A 15,826-nucleotide genomic window follows, 5' to 3' on the forward strand; every position below is an offset into this window, starting at 1 on the left:
GTTCTCTTTGAGCAGCCGCAGGTCGGCGGGGCCGAACCAGGCGTAGGTGCTGTGCTTGCTCCATTCGAGGGCCGGAGCGTCGAGGTCTCCCCGGACCTCGACGACGTAGTCGGCCTCGTACCGCAGGCCGCCGCCGTCGTCACCCGTCCAGGTGGCCACGCCGAGGAAACGCCGCATCCGCCGCAGCCGCCAGCCGGTCTCCTCCTCGATCTCACGGGCGAGCGCCTCCAAGAGGGTCTCGCCGGGCTCGACATGGCCTCCGACGATGTCCCAGCTGTCGGGAAAGAGGCGGCGCCCGGGGGAACGCTTCTGGGCGAACGCCTGACCGCGCTCATTGAGGATGACGGCGCCGACGGTCCAGATCTCGCCGGCGGAGGGGATGGGCACGCGTACGTCGGGCGCGACCTCGACGCCGTACGCCCTCACCGGCGGCTCGGAACCATTCCGTCCGCGCGGCTCCGCGCCCGCTCTCTCCGCCGTCACCCCCCTACGCGGCCTTCACCATCTCCTGGCGGACGGCGGCGGCCCACTCGGTCACCAGGTGCTCGTACTCCCGGCGCTGCTCGGGGGAGAGCCGGCCGCCGGCACGCAGCCACAGGCCGCGGATCCGCTCGTTCAGTTCGGCAGAAGACCGCGCGGAACCATGGGAGGGAGGGGTTAAGGGCATGGAGACAACCCTAGGGGATGGCTTGGACAATCGGAACTGTCAGCTACCACACACCTCCACCGCGTGATCATCGCGCCGGCCGCCCGGATCCGGGCGCCCGGCGGTCGATGCGCGCCGCGTCCCTGCGGCGCGCCTAGTCCCGGTCGGAACCGGACGCCCGCGCGGAATCACCGCCGCGGCGCCGGACGATGAGCGTCGTCCCGGCGATCACGCAGCCCACGGCGAGGATTCTGCCCGTTCCGTAATAGACGCCCCAGTCGTCTTCCATGCTCTTCCCGCTCACCAAGAGCCACACCAAGAGCACCGCTCCGATACCGGTGAGGACTCCCCCTCCCACCGCTCCTATCCCCGCCCACCAGGGCCGCGTGGCCTCCGGCTCCCGTGCTTCGTCCCGCAACTGCCCGCTCCCCACGTGCCTTGTGACCACGTATGTGATCGTTCGGGTAGAAGAACGCCGCCGGCTCCGGTGATGGTTCCCGCCGCGGCGCCGGGCACCGTCCATTTGACCCTGACACGGTGACAAGCTCTTCACTTCGATCAAGGAGGTGGTCGCGGTGACGATGCCACTACAGGGCACGGACACAGGTACGAGCACGAGCACGGATACGGGTACCCACACAGACGCGAACACGGTGCGCGTCCTCGCGGGGCTGACGGACGGCCGCCCGTCGGTACGGCTGCGGGCCGCGCTGGAGATGGGGACGACTCCGGCCCCGCACTGCGTCGACCGGCTCGTCGAACGGTGCGCGGTCGAACCCGAGTTCTCCGTGCGTGAAATGCTCACATGGGCGCTGACCCGCCACCCGGCGGCGGTGACGGTCCCGCTGCTCGTCGGCGAACTCGCCTCGGAGCGTGCGCAGGCGCGCAGTCAGGCCCTGCACACGCTGTCCAAGATCGGGGACCGGCGGGCGTGGCCGGCGATCACCCCGGCGCTGCTCCGTGACGCCGACGACGAGGTGGCGCGGAGTGCCTGGCGGGCGGCGGTCGTGCTCGTACCCGACGAGGAGGAGGGCGAGTTGGCCGCGGTGCTCGCCACGCAGCTGGGGCGCGGTGGGCGCGAGACGCAGCTGAGTCTGAGCCGGGCACTGATCGGGCTCGGTGAGGTGATCGTGCCGACGCTGCACGAGGCGATGAGGGATCAGGACCCGCGCGTACGTGCGCACGCGGCGGCCACGGAGAGGATGCTGCGGGATCCGGACGCCGGCTTCGAGTTCGCCGTCGAGGAGGCGAAGCGGATCGCGGTGCTCGGCACGACCGGCGAGAACACGACCGGCGAGAATACGACCGACTAGAACGCGATGCGGGCCGGCCTGACCACGGGCGGCCGGAGAGGTGACGAGCGGTGCTCATCGGGGAAGTGGCACGGCGGTCCGGGGTCAGCGCCCGCATGCTCCGGCACTACGAGTCGCTCGGTCTGGTGCGGCCGACGGGCCGTAGCGGCGGCGGGTACCGGGAGTACTCCGGCGAGGACATCCGGCGGATCTTCCACATCGAGAGCCTGCGGTCGCTGGGGCTGTCCCTGCGGGAGGTCGGCCGGGCGCTGGACGATCCGGGCTTCGCCCCCGCGGAACTCGTCGACGGTCTCATCCGCCAGACGCGGGAACGCATCGCGGCCGAGACGGAACTGCTCACCCGCCTCCGCCGTATCGACGCGGCGGAACCCGCCGGCTGGGAGGACGTCCTGCAGACCGTGGCGCTGCTCCAGGCGCTGGGTTCGCCGAGCGCCGACCGGCGGCAGCGCGCGGCCCTGTCCGCGGTCGACGAGGTTCCGGTGCCGGTGGAGGCACTGGTCGAGGCGGTGCTGAGCGAGACGGACCCGAATGTCGCGGGCGCCCTCCGGTGGGCCCTCGCGCGGTCGGGCGAGGCGGGGTGGGCGCTGCTGGCGGAGGGCCTTGACTCGCCGGACGCAGCGGTACGCCGACGCGCGGTCCAGTGCCTCGCCGAGATCCCGGACGAGGGGGCGACCGCACTGCTGCGGGAGTCGCTGGCCGGTTCCGACGCCGTGGTCCGCGGTTACGCGGCTCTGGCGCTCGGAGCGAGGGGAGTGGCCGACGCGGTCCCGGTACTCGTCGACATGGTCGTCAGCGACACGAACGACGTCGACGCGGCCGACGCGCTGAGCGCACTGGCGCACGGTCCCGCCGACGCGGAACGGATCGCCGCCGCGCTCGTCGACCGCCTGGCCGACGGTTCCGCGGAGTTGTCGGCGAATGTGTCCGCGGATCTGTCCGCGCGTCGCCGGCTGACCCAGGCGCTCGCGGACATCCCGGGTACGACGGCGTCACGTGCCCTCGCGGAGCTGGCACATGACGAGGACCGCGCGGTCGCGCTCACCGCGACGTACGTCCTCGGACTGCGCGAAGGACGATGACGCGCTACGCGACCAAGCTTTGTCACCACCACCTCCACCCCCTCGAACAGACACACGAAGGGCCATGTTTGACCTGCGACGGGATGGGCAGGTGGGCCAGCTGAGGCCGGGTGTGGAGACCAGCACCCGGCGCGCTCCTTTCCCTGGGTGCCGCCTCCTTGCGGCGCGCCCAGGACCGAGCGCACAGGAACGGATGGGGAGACAACCGTGACACCTCGTGCCCGCAGTCGCTCGACCGCTCGAGCCGCGATGCTGGCCGCCGCGTGCGGCGCCCTGGTGATGGGGTTCGCCGCCCCGCCGGCCGGGGCCGCCACCGACGACGCGGCGAAATCCGGCACCCGGGCGCAGACCAAGCGGCCGGTCTGGGCCATCGCGCACCGGGTGTTGACCGTCGGCGGCGTCGACAAGGCGCTCGACCACGGGGCCAACGCGATGGAGATCGACGCCACCGCCTGGAAGAAGGGCTGGTGGGCCGATCACGACGGGCTGCCCACGAGCGGCGGCGACACGATGGCGGCGATGTTCGACCGCATCGCGGAGCAGCGTCGGGCGGGCAAGAACGTCGGGTTCGTCTGGCTGGACATCAAGAACCCCGACTACTGCGACAGCGGCGACGCGACGTGGCGCCACTGCTCGGTCGCGGCCCTGCGCGACATGGCCCGCACCAAGCTGGAGAGCGCGGGCGTCCGGGTCCTCTACGGCTTCTACGGCACCGCGGGCAAGGCCGGCTGGAAGGACGTCAGCGGCGACCTGAACGACCTCGAAGGCGTGGACATCAGCGGCGACTTCGACGAGGTCCGGCGGCAGTACGGCGAGTACGGCGGTGCCGTCGCGAACAACCAGCGCGTCATGGACAAGGGCCTGTTCAACCTCGGCCTGCCGACCGTGCTCGGAAAGGTCCGGGAACAGCTGAGCCTCGGCGCACAGGCGCGGGACCGCGGCGAACTGGCCCGCGTCTTCGGCTGGACGACCGCGGCCGGCGACAAAGAGGCGACCGACCGCCTCTTGGAGCCCTCCGGCGGCAACGCCGACGGCCTGATCTACGGCCACCGTGCCTCCTGCTACCCCGACGGCGTCTCGGGCACGGGCGGCTGCGGCAAGGACGAGTCCTCCGCGAAGGAGGCCATCGCCCACATCCACGACTTCGTCACCGCCCACCCCGACACCCACCGCATGGCCACGACGAAGGACATCCCCTTCGGCAACTGACCCCGGAACACCGGGGGCCCGACCCCTCACTCACCTAGGAGTGGCCGGGCCCCGGTATGCATGCCCCCAAGCCGGAGGGCATCGTCGATCTCGCTGAGCTTCCTGGAGGACAGGACGGCCGCCCGCTCCAATAAATCGTCCCGGGACACGGTGGTCAGCCACGTGCACGGGGTGAGCCCTGGACGCGGTAACGCTAGCCGCAACACGCCGTCGAGCGGCAGCCCTTCACAGGCGCCGACCGCCACTTCGATGCCCAGACCGCTGATGTCGAGGCCCGCCGGAGGGACGACCTGCATCACCTGGAACCCGGACGCGTCGTCACCTGACAGCAGTACGACCAATCTCCGCTCGTCGAACTGGACCCACCAGACTTCGCCACGTTGCACAAGTCCTCCCATGCACAGGACGGCACGCAGACGCTGCGCGACCTGACGCGACAATACGCACTCGTCATTGCGGACGGCTCGCGGCCCGGGCGTATATAGCGGGAGAAGAGTTCGTCACCGGGTCAGGGAAAGGGGAGCGGGGCCGGGGCTCGCTGGCCACTGCCATCCGACGAGCCCGCGATCGCCTTCTCGAGCCCTTCGAAGAAGCCTCCCACTTCAGCGCTTTCCTCGCGTGGCATCTAGTGCGGCACCAGAGCCTCAAGGATGCCCGCCCTACGGAGCTCGTATGGCGGCGCGGCGCCACCGCCTGGAGCGCCGGCAGGGGCGGCGGTGGGGCCAGGAGCCGTCGACACCGAGGGCAACGGGCAAATCGGCGGCGGACGGCGTGACTGAGACGTCGAAGCTCACAAGAGCAAGCCCAAGTCATGGCATTGCGACTTCGACCAGGCCTGCACGAAGAACACCCGCAGCGGGCCCGGATCGGCGAAGGTGTACCGCTGGTTCATCGCGGACTTTGAACACACCCTGATCCGCGTGGGCAATCGCAAGTACGGGCTCGAGCACATCAAGCGCGGCGGCTCCACCGGCAACAAGGCCAACCACCCTACAACGGTTACGTGATGCGCCTGTGGGACAAGGCGATCAACAACTACGCCAGGGGTAGCAAAGGCAGTGTCAACGCGGTGTCCACGTGGGCCAAGTAGTCATGATTACCGCCCACGACGATGTCCTGGTCGACTTCGAGGACAGCAGCGGCGGGTACGCACCCGGGGAACTCGCCCCCGCCCCGGACACCCCGGACACAAAGACCTGGCTGGACACTCCCTACCGGCGCCTCAAAGAAGGGTGCAAGCAGCCGGTCACCGCCACACCCGAGGAACTCCAGGCCACGTCGCCTTCACCACCCATAGCGCCGACCAGGTGCACGCCATAGGCCCCGAAGGGCACCGCCTACGCCTCCTCTGTGCAACCTGGCCTTCCATCTCGACGACCTGTTCACCGGCGGCCAAGCCCTCAAGGAAACCCCACCTCGCAGCCGCCGTCCCGACACCCCCTACACGGACGGCAACGTCATCCACCCCTACGGCACCCCAACCCCACAGCGACCACGCCGCACGCAGACGCCCGTACCGGTGACGCCCGTGGCCTGGATAGTGCGGCCGGCTTGGTGGTGGCGGTTGACTTCGCCGCTGTGCAGGCGCTGTACGCGTCAATGCCGCCAAGTTCATCTCGCGCTTGGGCACGTGGAAGGCTGACCTTTTCGGGGACTTCAAGGGTGAGCCGCACCCCCTGCCGCCTCATCCGGCAAGGGGCGCAACGTGAACGGGTGTTGAGTCCACCTCCGAAGTGGGCGGGCCGGAGGGTGTCGTCCATGACGAGTGATCGACTGGGAGATTTCTGGGAGAAGCCCCCTGTAAGACGCTGCACCGCTCTGCACGTATCTACGCGTTCACGTTAGAAACTCATAGGGAAATGTGCCTGATTCCTAGCGCCATGCCCCCGGCTCACCCCGCCGATTCCCCCGCATGCGGGCTCAGTGCGTCCGTGCCCACCAGGGCGAACAGGACGATGCCTAGCAGGATGCGGTAGTAGACGAACGGCATGAAGCTCTTCGTCGTGATGAACTTCATGAACCAGGCGATCACCGCGTAGCCCACGATGAACGCGATGATCGTGGCGAAGATCGTCGGGCCCCAGGAGACGTGGCCCTCGCCCGCGTCCTTCAGCTCGTACGCGCCGGAGGCGAGGACCGCCGGGATGGCGAGCAGGAAGGAGTAGCGGGCCGCGGCCTCGCGGGTGTAGCCCATAAGGAGGCCGCCGCTGATCGTGGCGCCCGAGCGGGAGACGCCCGGGATCAGGGCCATCGCCTGGCAGACGCCGTAGATCAGGCCGTCCCTGACGCCGAGTTCCCGCAGGCTCTTGCGGTGCCGGGCGGCGCGGTGCCTGCCGCCCGTCTCGTCGCGGGCCGCCAGGCGGTCGGCGATGCCGAGGACGATGCCCATCACGATGAGGGTGGTGGCGATCAGGCGGAGGTCGCGGAACGGGCCCTCGATCTGGTCCTTGAACGTGACCCCGAGGACGCCGATGGGGATCGAGCCCACGATGACCAGCCAGCCCATCTGGGCGTCGTGGTCCGAGCGCGGCACCTTGCCGAAGAGCGAGCCGAACCACGCCGACAGGATCCGCGCGATGTCCTTGCGGAAGTAGATCAGCACGGCCGCCTCGGTGCCGATCTGCGTGATCGCCGTGAACGCGGCCCCCGGGTCGTGCCAGCCGGCGAACGCCGCGGTCAGCCGCAGATGCGCGCTGGAGGAGATCGGGAGGAACTCGGTCAGTCCCTGGACGAGTCCGAGGATGAAGGATTCAAGCCAAGACATGTGAACTGCGCCGTCCAAGTACTGATCATCAGGCCGCGGATGCGGGCATAGCGGTCAAATGCGGGCGAATGCCTGAGGGCGGGGGGTGATCACGTCCCTCGCTGTGGGGCAGCGTAGCGGTCCTGGGTTACGGGACAGTGGGAGGGCCGACCGCGGACCGCGCCGCGGGGCCCTCCCTCGTCCAGCCCGGCGCCTGTGGATGTGCGGTGAGGTCGTCGTGGTGGACCGCGTCGCCGCAGGCCGCGCACGTCACCACCGGCACCAGTTCGTGCCCGCAGGAGTGTTCGAGGACCATCGGGCGGTCGCCGTCCCCGCGCAGGTGGCGGTCGCCCCAGGCCATGAGGGTCATCAGGACCGGCTCCAGTTCCAGCCCGGCCCTGGTCGGCCGGTAGAGGAACCGTCGCGGCCGTTCGCTGTACTCCACCTTCTCCAGGACACCCGCCTCCACCAAGCGGCGCAGGCGCGTCGTCAGGACGTCGCGGGGCGCGCCGATGTTGCGCACCAGCTGGTCGAAGCGTTCATTGCCGAGGCACACCTCGCGCAGGACGAGCAGGGAGTACTTCTCGCCGACGAGGGCGAGGGCGTCGGCGATGGAGCAGGGGCGCGGATCCTTCATGCGGGCAGTGTAGGGGGACGGGCCCAGAGGGTTTGATTTTCCAACTCACCGGGCTATGGTGAGTTTGGATTTCCTACTCGCCAGTAGTCGGAGTGGTCGACGTCGCTCAAGTCGTCGATCCGGTCAAGAAGTCGAGAGAGGCCCGCACCATGCGTGACGCCGTCATCGTCGAAGCCGTACGCACCCCGGTCGGCAAGGGCAAGCCCCAGGGCGCGCTCGCCGCCGTCCACCCGGTCGAACTCCTCGCCCAGACCCTGCGCACCCTCATCGAACGCGCCGGCATCGACCCGGCCGGGATCGACGACGTGATCGGCGGCACCGTCGACCAGGTCGGCGAGCAGGCCATGAACACCACCCGCTACGCCGTCCTGTCGGCCGGCTTCCCCGAGTCCGTGCCCGCGACCACCGTCGACCGGCAGTGCGGCTCCTCCCAGCAGGCCGTGCACTTCGCGGCGCAGGGCGTCATGTCCGGCGCGTACGACATGGTCGTCGCCTGCGGGGTCGAGTCGATGAGCCGCGTACCGATGTGGTCGAACGTGCCCGAGGGTGCCGACCCCTTCGGACCGGGCGTCGCGGGACGCTACCCGGAAGGGCTGGTCCCGCAGGGCATCAGCGCCGAACTCATCGCCGCCAAGTGGTCCATCGGGCGCGAGCGGATGGACGCCTTCGCGACCACCTCGCACCAGCGGGCCGCGCGCGCCTGGGACGCCGGCCTCTTCGACGCCGAGACCGCGCCGATCGCGGGCCTGACGCGCGACGAGTCCGTACGACCCGCCACCACCCCCGATGTCCTCGCGGGTCTCAAGCCCGCCTACTACGACCCGCACTTCGGCGAGCGCTTCCCGCAGATCGACTGGTCCGTCACGGCGGGCAATTCGAGCCCCCTCAACGACGGTGCGTCCGCAGTCCTCATCACCACCGGCGAGAACGCCGCGCGCCTTGGCCTGCGCCCGCTCGCCAGGCTGCACAGCTTCGCCGTCACCGGCTCCGACCCGCTCCTCATGCTCACGGGCGTCCTGCCCGCCACCGAGAAGGTGCTGCGCAGGGCCGGGCTCTCCCTGGACGACATCGACCTCTTCGAGGTCAACGAGGCCTTCGCGAGCGTCGTCCTCGCCTGGTTGCAGGAGACCGGCGCCGACCCGGAGAAGGTCAACGTGCACGGCGGCGCCATCGCCCTCGGCCACCCGCTCGGCGCCAGCGGCACCCGCCTGATGACCACACTCGTGCACGCGATGCGGGTCCGCGGCGCGCGGTACGCGCTGCAGACGATGTGCGAGGCGGGCGGACTCGCCAACGCCACGGTCCTCGAAGCGCTGTAGCGCGGTTCGTGCGGCACCGGGCGGCGGAGGGGGAGGGGAGGGAGGTGAGGGGAAAGAGAGGGTCTCAGCGGTCGCGGAAGTGGTGGCGCTTGAACCACGCCACAGCCGCCCCGCCCAGCCCCGTCACCGCGATGAACCCCATCGCGATCAGGAAGACGGGGGACGTCGGGGTGGAGGCACGCGCGCCCGCGATGACATACGCGGCCGTGTTCGGTATGGACCCCAGACCGGTGGCGACCAGGAACGGCAGCCAGCCCATGCGGGAGACCGCCGCGCAGTAGTTGGCCGCGGCGAACGGCACCCCGGGGAAGAGCCGCACCGCCAGCATCGACCGGAAACCGTGCCGGCTGAGCTGTCCGTCCGCGGCCTTCAGCCAGCGGCCCCGCAGCAGAGGCCGCAACGCGTCCTGGCCCAGCATCCGGCCGAGCCCGAAGGCGATCCCGGCGCCGAAGACGGTGCCGGCGATCGCCGCGGCGAGACCCGCCTGCGAGCCGAACAGCGCGCCCGCCGCCAGATTGAGCAGCGGCCGCGGCACGAACGCGGCCGTGCACGCCCCGTAGGCCACGGCGAACAGAGCCACGGCCGTGGCCCCGCCCACCTGGGCGGGCCACCCGTCGGAGAGGAGCCGCTGCGGCTCGAAGAGCAGCACACAGGTGGCGGCCGCGGCCAGCAGCACCACGAGCAGGGACAGCCGCGACCACGGCGACAGAAGGACCCTGGCGCAGCGCACGACGAAGCCCTGCGGACGGGCGGTGGCGGTCTCGAACATCCGGGAAGAGTAACCGGCAGAGGTATCTGATCGCCGTATGGTGCGTCTCATGAGCGTCACAGTTCCGGGCGGGGGGCCGAGCGGTGGGCCGGGCGGAGCGCCGGGCAGCGACCTGGCGGACACCGTCATCGGACGGCTCGTCACCAGCTATACGGAGGCGGCCGATCCGGGGCGGGCCGCGCAGATGAAGACGTATATGAAGGACATCGCCCCCTTCCTCGGGCTGACCTCACCGGTCCGCCGCGACCTCTCCCGCGCGGTCCTCGCCGGCACCCCGCGCCCCGACGAGACGGACTGCACGGCGATCGCGCTGCGCTGCTGGGCCCTGCCCGAGCGCGAGTACCACTATTTCGCCGTCGACTACCTCCGTCGCCATGTGCGGCGCTGCTCGTCCGGCTTCCTGCCGGTCGCGCGGCACCTCGTGACGACGCACGCGTGGTGGGACACCGTCGACCTGCTCGCCGCCCATGTCGTGGGGGGCCTGGTGGCGGCCGACCCGGCCCTACGGTCGGTCATGGACACCTGGATCGCGGACGAGGACGTGTGGGTGGCCCGCACGGCCCTCCTCCACCAGCTTCGCCACAAGGAGAACACCGACACGGAGCGCCTCTTCGCCTACTGTCTGCGCACGTCGGGGCATCCGGACTTCTTCATCCGCAAGGCGATCGGCTGGTGCCTGCGGGAGTACGCCAAGACCGATCCGGAGGCCGTACGCGCCTTCGTGGCGCGCGAGCGCCACAGGCTGTCGCCGCTCTCGGCACGGGAAGCGCTGAAGAACCTCCGGAGCGCCGACGATTCTCCGAAGTGCTGAGGCGACCCCGCAGGACTGACGCGGCCCCGCAGGACTGACGCGTCCTTGCGGCGCCGAAACGCCCCGGTCCCTCGAGGGAAAATCATTCGACGCGGGTCGTTCGATCCGTGAGGATCTGTCCCATGTTCCGGTACGCCTTCCTCGCAGCAACGCCCGCGGTCGCGGGCGTCGCGAAGGCTGCCGTCCCCACGGACACCGTCCTCGCAGACATCGCCCTCGCAACCGCCGCCTTCGACGGCGCCCGAAGCTGACCCTCCCCGGACATTCCGGCGGACCCCGCAGGGGGAGGGTCGGTTCGGCCCCGGGGTCCCCGTCCCGACCGCGTCCACCGCGGGCACGGGACAGCAGCTTCGAGTTCCGGAGAAGGAACCACCATGCCCAAGACGGCTTACGTCCGCACGAAACCGCACCTGAACATCGGCACCATGGGCCACGTCGACCACGGCAAGACCACGCTCACCGCCGCCATCACCAAGGTCCTCAGCGAGCGCGGCACCGGCGGTGGCACGCAGTACGTCTCCTTCGACCGCATCGACCGCGCCCCCGAGGAGGCGCAGCGCGGCATCACCATCAACATCGCGCACGTCGAGTACGAGACGGACACCCGCCACTACGCGCACGTGGACATGCCGGGCCACGCGGACTACGTGAAGAACATGGTCACCGGCGCGGCCCAGCTCGACGGCGCGATCCTCGTCGTGTCGGCGCTCGACGGGATCATGCCGCAGACCGCCGAGCATGTGCTGCTCGCCCGCCAGGTCGGCGTCGACCACATCGTCGTCGCCCTCAACAAGGCCGACGCGGTCGAGGACGGCGAGGACTCCGAGCTGGCCGACCTCGTCGAGCTCGAGGTCCGCGACCTGCTCTCCGAGCACGGGTACGGGGGCGACTCCGTCCCCGTCGTACGGGTATCGGGGCTCAAGGCGCTGGAGGGCGACCCGCGGTGGACGTCGGCGATCGAGGCGCTGCTGGACGCGGTGGACACGTATGTGCCGATGCCCGAGCGGTACCTCGACGCGCCGTTCCTGCTGCCCGTCGAGAACGTCCTCACCATCACCGGCCGCGGCACCGTCGTCACCGGCGCCGTGGAGCGCGGTACCGTCCGCGTCGGGGACCGCGTGGAGGTGCTCGGCGCCCAGGCGGAGACGGTGGTCACCGGCCTGGAGACCTTCGGCAAGCCGATGGCGGAGGCGCAGGCGGGCGACAACGTGGCGTTGCTGCTGCGCGGCCTGCCCCGCGACGCCGTACGCCGCGGCCACGTCGTCGCGGCGCCCGGCAGCGTCGTGCCGCGACGGCGCTTCACCGCGCAGGTGTACGTCCTCTCGGCGCGCGAAGGCGGTCGCAGGACGCCGATCGCCACCGGGTACCGGCCGCAGTTCTACATCCGCACCGCGGACGTGGTCGGTGACGTCGACCTCGGCGAGGCCGGCGTGGCCCGCCCCGGCGACACGGTCACGATGACCGTCGAACTCGGCCGTGACGTGCCGTTGGAGACGGGCCTCGGCTTCGCGATCCGCGAGGGCGGCCGCACGGTCGGCGCGGGCACCGTGACGGGGGTCGCCTGACGGGCCGCAGCGTCCGCCCGGACCGCTCCCGACCCGCCCCCCCGGCGAAAGCCCACGGGCGGGTCGGGGGGCGGGTCGAATCCGGGGAGGGCAGATCGGAGGGGGCAGATCAGGGGCCAAGTTCCCGCCGCGGGCCACGGTGGCGTGGCGCGTGGAGTCGTACGTACGCCCTCCCAGCCGTACGGCGGCCGGAGCAGGCTCGAATCAGGCCCAGAGCAGGCCCGGATCAGGCCGAAGGGCAACGGGCAAACCGGAAGCAATGGCCCGGCGGGCACAATGGACGGCGTGGACGAGGACGAGTTCGAGGGTGGGGCCGGGGCGGATGTCCCTGGTGGCGGCGAGGGCGCAGAGGGGCAGGGAGGTGGCGCGGAGGAACCGGTTCCGGTGATCAGGGAGGTCGATCACGGCACCGCCAAGCTCATGCCCGACATCGACCGGTCGCGCGCCTGGCTGCTCACGGTCGACGGCGCCCCGCAGTCGTACGTCGACCTGGACGACCCCGCCCACCTGGAGTTCGAGTACGCCCGCAGGCTGGCGCACGTGCTGGACGCGGCCGCCGAACCGGGCGACCGTCTCGACGTCATCCACCTCGGCGGGGGAGCGCTCACCCTGCCCCGCTACGTCACCGCCACCCGGCCCGGCTCCCGCCAGCACGTCGTCGAGGCGGACCGCGGACTGCTCCGGCTCGTCACCGAGCGGCTGCCGTTGGCCGACGCGAGCGGTGTCGACGTGCACGGCGCGGACGCCAGACAGTGGCTGGAATCGGCGTCGGACGACAGCGCGGACATCATCGTCGCCGACGTCTTCGGCGGCTCACGCGTCCCCGCCCACCTCACCACGGTCGCGTACGCGCGGACCGCCGAACGGGTCCTGCGCGCGGACGGGTACTACCTGGCGAACGTCGCCGACGGCGCGCCCTTCACCTTCCTCCGCTCCCAACTGGCCACGTTCGCCGAGGTCTTCGGGGAGCTCGCGCTGATCGCCGAGCCGTCCGTGCTGCGCGGGCGCCGCTTCGGCAACGCCGTGCTGATCGCCGCGCACCGCCCCATCGACGTCGGGGCGCTGGCCCGCCGCACGGCGTCCGACGCCTTTCCCGCCCGGGTCGAACACGGCGAGGCGCTGCGGCGCCTCATCGGCGACGCGAAGCCGGTGCGCGACGAGGACGCGGTGGCCTCACCCGAGCCGCCCGACGGCGCCTTCTCCATCGGGTGACGGGTCGGCGGCGCCGCGCGGGACGGGCTTCGCCGACACCGCCACCTCCGCCGTGCGCCGGGTCAGATTGCGTACGTCGGGGACGAAGAGGACCGCCGCCGTCACCAGCACCACCAGCACGGCACACCCCCACAGCGACGCGGTCCTGCCGAACGCCGACTCGGCCGGACCGGCGAGCGCGGTGGCCAGCGGGACCATCGCGACCGAGCCGAACCAGTCGTAGGCGGAGACGCGCGACAGCTTCTCCTCCGGGATCTCCTGGTGCATGGCGGTCATCCAGGCGACGCCGAACACCTCGATCGCCACTCCGCTGACGAACATGACCGCGGCGAGACCGGTGACCGGCAGCGGCACGGCGAGCGCCGCCGAGGGCGCCGCCAGCGGGAAGACGCAGAGGGTGCCGGCGAGCAGCAGCCGCCGCGGCTTCCACCGGGTCATCAGGAACGCGCCGCACACCGTGCCCGCGCCGAACGCCCCGAGCGCGAGGCCCCACGGCGCCGCGCCGCCCAGCTCGTCGCGCGCCACCAGCGGCCCGTAGACCGACTCGGCGGCACCGACCACCGCCACCACCACCGAGAACTGCGCCACGATCGACCAGAGCCAGGGCCGCCCGGTGAACTCCCGCCAGCCGTCCCGCAGATCGGCGATGAGCCCCTCGCCGGGCGCGCGCTCCGGGATGTGGCTGACGTCCAGGAGCGACCGCAGCGCCCCCGCGACCGCGAACGCCACGGCGTCCACGGCCAGCACCCAGCCGGGGCCGATCACCGCGACCAGCACGCCGCCCAGCGCGGCCCCGCCGAGCCCCGCGCCCTGCATCGCCATGCGGTAGACGGCGAACGCGCGGCCGGCCTGTTCGCCGCTGACCGACGACATCAGCATGCCTTCGGCGGCGGGCCCGAAGAAGGCCTGGCCGACGCCGCCGAGGCCGGTGAGCAGCATCATCTGCCACAGCCGCGGCTCGCCCGCGATGACGAGCACGGCGAAGGCCGCCTGCGAGACGCAGTTGAGGGCGTTGGCCGCGACCATGACGTGGTGCCGCGGCAGCCGGTCGGCGACCGCCCCGCCGATGAGCAGGAACAGGACGAGCGGCAGGGTGCGGGCGGCGGCCACGAGACCGACGTCCCCGCCGTCGCCGCCCGCGTCGAGAACGGCGAACGCCGCCGCGATCAACGCCCCGTGGCTTCCGAGGTTCGTCACGATCGCGGCGGCGGTCAGCAGTGTGTAGTTGCGGCCCGCCCAGGAGGGGCGGTGGCGCGGTGCGGGGGTGGCAGTGGTCACCGGGGGACTATCCCCGGCGGACGGCAGGCATGACAAACCGTTTTGTCCCGGTGGGCGCCGGACGGCAAGGCGTGCTCCGGCGGTTCCGTCGGGCCCGGAGAACCGGTGGCTCAGGAGCCCTCGGAGGCGGCCTCGCTCCACCGGACCGTGCTGAGGATCTTCTTCACCGTGGCGTCGGAGACCTCTTCCTTCACGCCCTTGGCGCCGTACAGGGTCCAGGCCACGTACTCACCGGCCTCGTTCTTGAAGGCGAATGTCGTGGCCTTGCCCTCGGAGTCGCACTTGGCCGAGGTGGCGGCGCCGGACGTCGTCGACGTGGCGAGGCTGCCCTTCACACCGGACTTGGTGGTGTAGTCCTCGACCTTGCTGATCTTGATCTTCTTCTTGTCGGCCTTCGTCTGCTCGGTGTAGCCGCCGAAGACCCACCAGGCCGAGTCGTTGCGCGCCACGTCCTTGGTGTTCTTGGCGCCGTTCTGGCCCTTGGTGCCGACCGCGGCGAGCGAGGTGTCGTCCTTCTCGCCGTCCTTGTCGTCGTCGGACGTGCACCACTTCTCTTTGTAGACCGCGGGCGCGGACATGATGATGATCGACTTCGAGCCCTCGTCCTTGCGGTCGTCGAACCCGATGAGGGTGTCCGGCGTCTCGACCTTCCAGTCGGCGGGTACGTCGAAGGCGGTGCCCCACTTGGGGTTCACCACGACCTGCCAGCCGGGGATCGTCGGCTTGTCCTCGCCGCCCTCGCCGCGCTCGTTCCCGTCGTCACTGGGCGACGGGCTCGGCTTCTTGGAGACGGACTTCGCGGGCTTCGCCGGACCCGCCTGGTCGTCCTTGTCCTTGTCGCCGCCGAAGACGAGGAAGCCGGTGACACCGGCCGCCGCCAGCACGGCGAGCGAGGCCACGATGGCGGTGATCTTCGTCTTCCTGCCGTCGCCGCCGCCCTGGCCGCCGCCGCTCGGCTGCGGCATGGGCGGCGGCGTGGGCGCCGCCCACTGCGGCTGCTCGGGCTGCGAGAAGGCGCCCGAGTGCGGTTGCTGGTAGCCCCCCGCAGGCTGCTGGTATCCCGGCTGCGGCTGCTGGTACCCCGGCTGCTGATACGGGTTCGGCTGCTGGTACCCCGGCTGCTGATACGGGTTCTGACTCTGGTCCTGCGGGTTCTGCTCGCCCCCGGGCGGCTGGTTTTCTGGCCACATGGCCAGTAACCATAGAGGGGCCGGGGGTCCGGTGCCATGCGCGCCCCCCGCGGGG

Annotated in this window: 18 protein-coding genes and 1 pseudogene; 10 read left to right on the forward strand and 9 right to left on the reverse strand. The window is 71.1% G+C overall.

The features are described from left to right. Nucleotides 1-3 precede the first annotated feature (3 nt). The 3 genes and pseudogenes from ACZ7DY_RS14775 to ACZ7DY_RS14785 form a co-directional block, all read right to left on the reverse strand. Nucleotides 4-483, reverse strand: a pseudogene (locus ACZ7DY_RS14775) (NUDIX hydrolase); the annotation flags it as partial. A gap of 4 nt (nt 484-487) precedes the next feature. Further along, nucleotides 488-667: a hypothetical protein gene (locus ACZ7DY_RS14780; protein ID WP_471134728.1), complete on the reverse strand. Its 180-nt coding sequence runs from the start codon at nt 665-667 to the stop codon at nt 488-490. A 133-nt stretch (nt 668-800) separates the two neighbouring features. Beyond that, entirely contained in the window at nt 801-1,094 is a 294-nt protein-coding gene (locus tag ACZ7DY_RS14785) for a hypothetical protein (RefSeq protein WP_471134731.1), read from the reverse strand. A gap of 133 nt (nt 1,095-1,227) precedes the next feature. Between ACZ7DY_RS14785 and ACZ7DY_RS14790 the strand changes: the two genes are divergently transcribed. From ACZ7DY_RS14790 to ACZ7DY_RS14800, 3 genes are all read left to right on the forward strand, one after another. Next, nucleotides 1,228-1,959 (forward strand): HEAT repeat domain-containing protein, encoded by a 732-nt coding sequence (locus ACZ7DY_RS14790; protein WP_471136647.1) that lies wholly within the window; start codon nt 1,228-1,230, stop codon nt 1,957-1,959. 50 nt (nt 1,960-2,009) lie between these two features. Beyond that, a complete protein-coding gene (locus ACZ7DY_RS14795) occupies nt 2,010-3,038 on the forward strand; it encodes a HEAT repeat domain-containing protein (RefSeq protein WP_471134734.1) in 1,029 nt (342 codons plus the stop codon). A gap of 207 nt (nt 3,039-3,245) precedes the next feature. Continuing rightward, the gene (locus ACZ7DY_RS14800; protein WP_471134737.1) at nt 3,246-4,247 is read left to right on the forward strand and encodes a PI-PLC domain-containing protein; all 1,002 of its coding nucleotides are present in this window, start codon (nt 3,246-3,248) and stop codon (nt 4,245-4,247) included. Nucleotides 4,248-4,273: 26 nt separating this feature from the next. On the opposite strand, the gene ACZ7DY_RS14805 is transcribed toward ACZ7DY_RS14800, so the two are convergent. After that, nucleotides 4,274-4,645 (reverse strand): type II toxin-antitoxin system PemK/MazF family toxin, encoded by a 372-nt coding sequence (locus ACZ7DY_RS14805; RefSeq protein WP_471134739.1) that lies wholly within the window; start codon nt 4,643-4,645, stop codon nt 4,274-4,276. 477 nt (nt 4,646-5,122) lie between these two features. Here ACZ7DY_RS14805 and ACZ7DY_RS14810 point away from each other — a divergent pair, with 477 nt between their 5' ends. Next, nucleotides 5,123-5,254 carry a hypothetical protein gene (locus ACZ7DY_RS14810; protein WP_471134742.1) on the forward strand — a complete coding sequence of 44 codons (132 nt, stop codon included), beginning with the start codon at nt 5,123-5,125 and terminating at the stop codon, nt 5,252-5,254. 85 nt (nt 5,255-5,339) lie between these two features. After that, on the forward strand, nt 5,340-5,567 hold the full coding sequence (locus ACZ7DY_RS14815; protein ID WP_471134745.1) for a hypothetical protein: 228 nt from the start codon (nt 5,340-5,342) through the stop codon (nt 5,565-5,567). Between the two features lie 571 nt (nt 5,568-6,138). Here ACZ7DY_RS14815 and ACZ7DY_RS14820 read toward each other — a convergent pair. Both ACZ7DY_RS14820 and ACZ7DY_RS14825 read right to left on the reverse strand, forming a co-directional pair. Continuing rightward, on the reverse strand, nt 6,139-7,011 hold the full coding sequence (locus ACZ7DY_RS14820; protein ID WP_471134748.1) for an undecaprenyl-diphosphate phosphatase: 873 nt from the start codon (nt 7,009-7,011) through the stop codon (nt 6,139-6,141). Between the two features lie 127 nt (nt 7,012-7,138). Further along, nucleotides 7,139-7,627 (reverse strand): winged helix-turn-helix transcriptional regulator, encoded by a 489-nt coding sequence (locus ACZ7DY_RS14825; protein ID WP_471134750.1) that lies wholly within the window; start codon nt 7,625-7,627, stop codon nt 7,139-7,141. 149 nt (nt 7,628-7,776) lie between these two features. Between ACZ7DY_RS14825 and ACZ7DY_RS14830 the strand changes: the two genes are divergently transcribed. Further along, complete coding sequence (locus ACZ7DY_RS14830) at nt 7,777-8,946, forward strand: thiolase family protein (protein WP_471136649.1); 1,170 nt, start codon at nt 7,777-7,779, stop codon at nt 8,944-8,946. A gap of 64 nt (nt 8,947-9,010) precedes the next feature. On the opposite strand, the gene ACZ7DY_RS14835 is transcribed toward ACZ7DY_RS14830, so the two are convergent. After that, the gene (locus ACZ7DY_RS14835) at nt 9,011-9,715 is read right to left on the reverse strand and encodes a TVP38/TMEM64 family protein (protein ID WP_471134753.1); all 705 of its coding nucleotides are present in this window, start codon (nt 9,713-9,715) and stop codon (nt 9,011-9,013) included. Nucleotides 9,716-9,764: 49 nt separating this feature from the next. On the opposite strand from ACZ7DY_RS14835, the gene ACZ7DY_RS14840 reads away from it, so the two are divergent. The 4 genes from ACZ7DY_RS14840 to ACZ7DY_RS14855 all read left to right on the forward strand — a co-directional run bounded on the left by ACZ7DY_RS14840 (nt 9,765) and on the right by ACZ7DY_RS14855 (nt 13,303). Further along, nucleotides 9,765-10,526: a DNA alkylation repair protein gene (locus tag ACZ7DY_RS14840; RefSeq protein WP_471134756.1), complete on the forward strand. Its 762-nt coding sequence runs from the start codon at nt 9,765-9,767 to the stop codon at nt 10,524-10,526. A gap of 122 nt (nt 10,527-10,648) precedes the next feature. Beyond that, nucleotides 10,649-10,777 (forward strand): hypothetical protein, encoded by a 129-nt coding sequence (locus ACZ7DY_RS14845; RefSeq protein ID WP_471134759.1) that lies wholly within the window; start codon nt 10,649-10,651, stop codon nt 10,775-10,777. Between the two features lie 123 nt (nt 10,778-10,900). Beyond that, nucleotides 10,901-12,091 carry an elongation factor Tu gene (gene tuf / locus ACZ7DY_RS14850; RefSeq protein WP_471134762.1) on the forward strand — a complete coding sequence of 397 codons (1,191 nt, stop codon included), beginning with the start codon at nt 10,901-10,903 and terminating at the stop codon, nt 12,089-12,091. A gap of 420 nt (nt 12,092-12,511) precedes the next feature. Next, nucleotides 12,512-13,303 (forward strand): spermidine synthase, encoded by a 792-nt coding sequence (locus ACZ7DY_RS14855; protein WP_471136651.1) that lies wholly within the window; start codon nt 12,512-12,514, stop codon nt 13,301-13,303. Here ACZ7DY_RS14855 and ACZ7DY_RS14860 read toward each other — a convergent pair. Further along, entirely contained in the window at nt 13,265-14,581 is a 1,317-nt protein-coding gene (locus tag ACZ7DY_RS14860; protein WP_471134764.1) for an MFS transporter, read from the reverse strand. The two genes, ACZ7DY_RS14855 and ACZ7DY_RS14860, sit on opposite strands and share 39 nt — an antisense overlap. A gap of 110 nt (nt 14,582-14,691) precedes the next feature. Then, complete coding sequence (locus ACZ7DY_RS14865; protein ID WP_471134767.1) at nt 14,692-15,771, reverse strand: DUF8017 domain-containing protein; 1,080 nt, start codon at nt 15,769-15,771, stop codon at nt 14,692-14,694. Between the last annotated feature and the right edge of the window lie 55 nt (nt 15,772-15,826).

Source organism: Streptomyces sp. NPDC037013 (genome assembly GCF_055607265.1).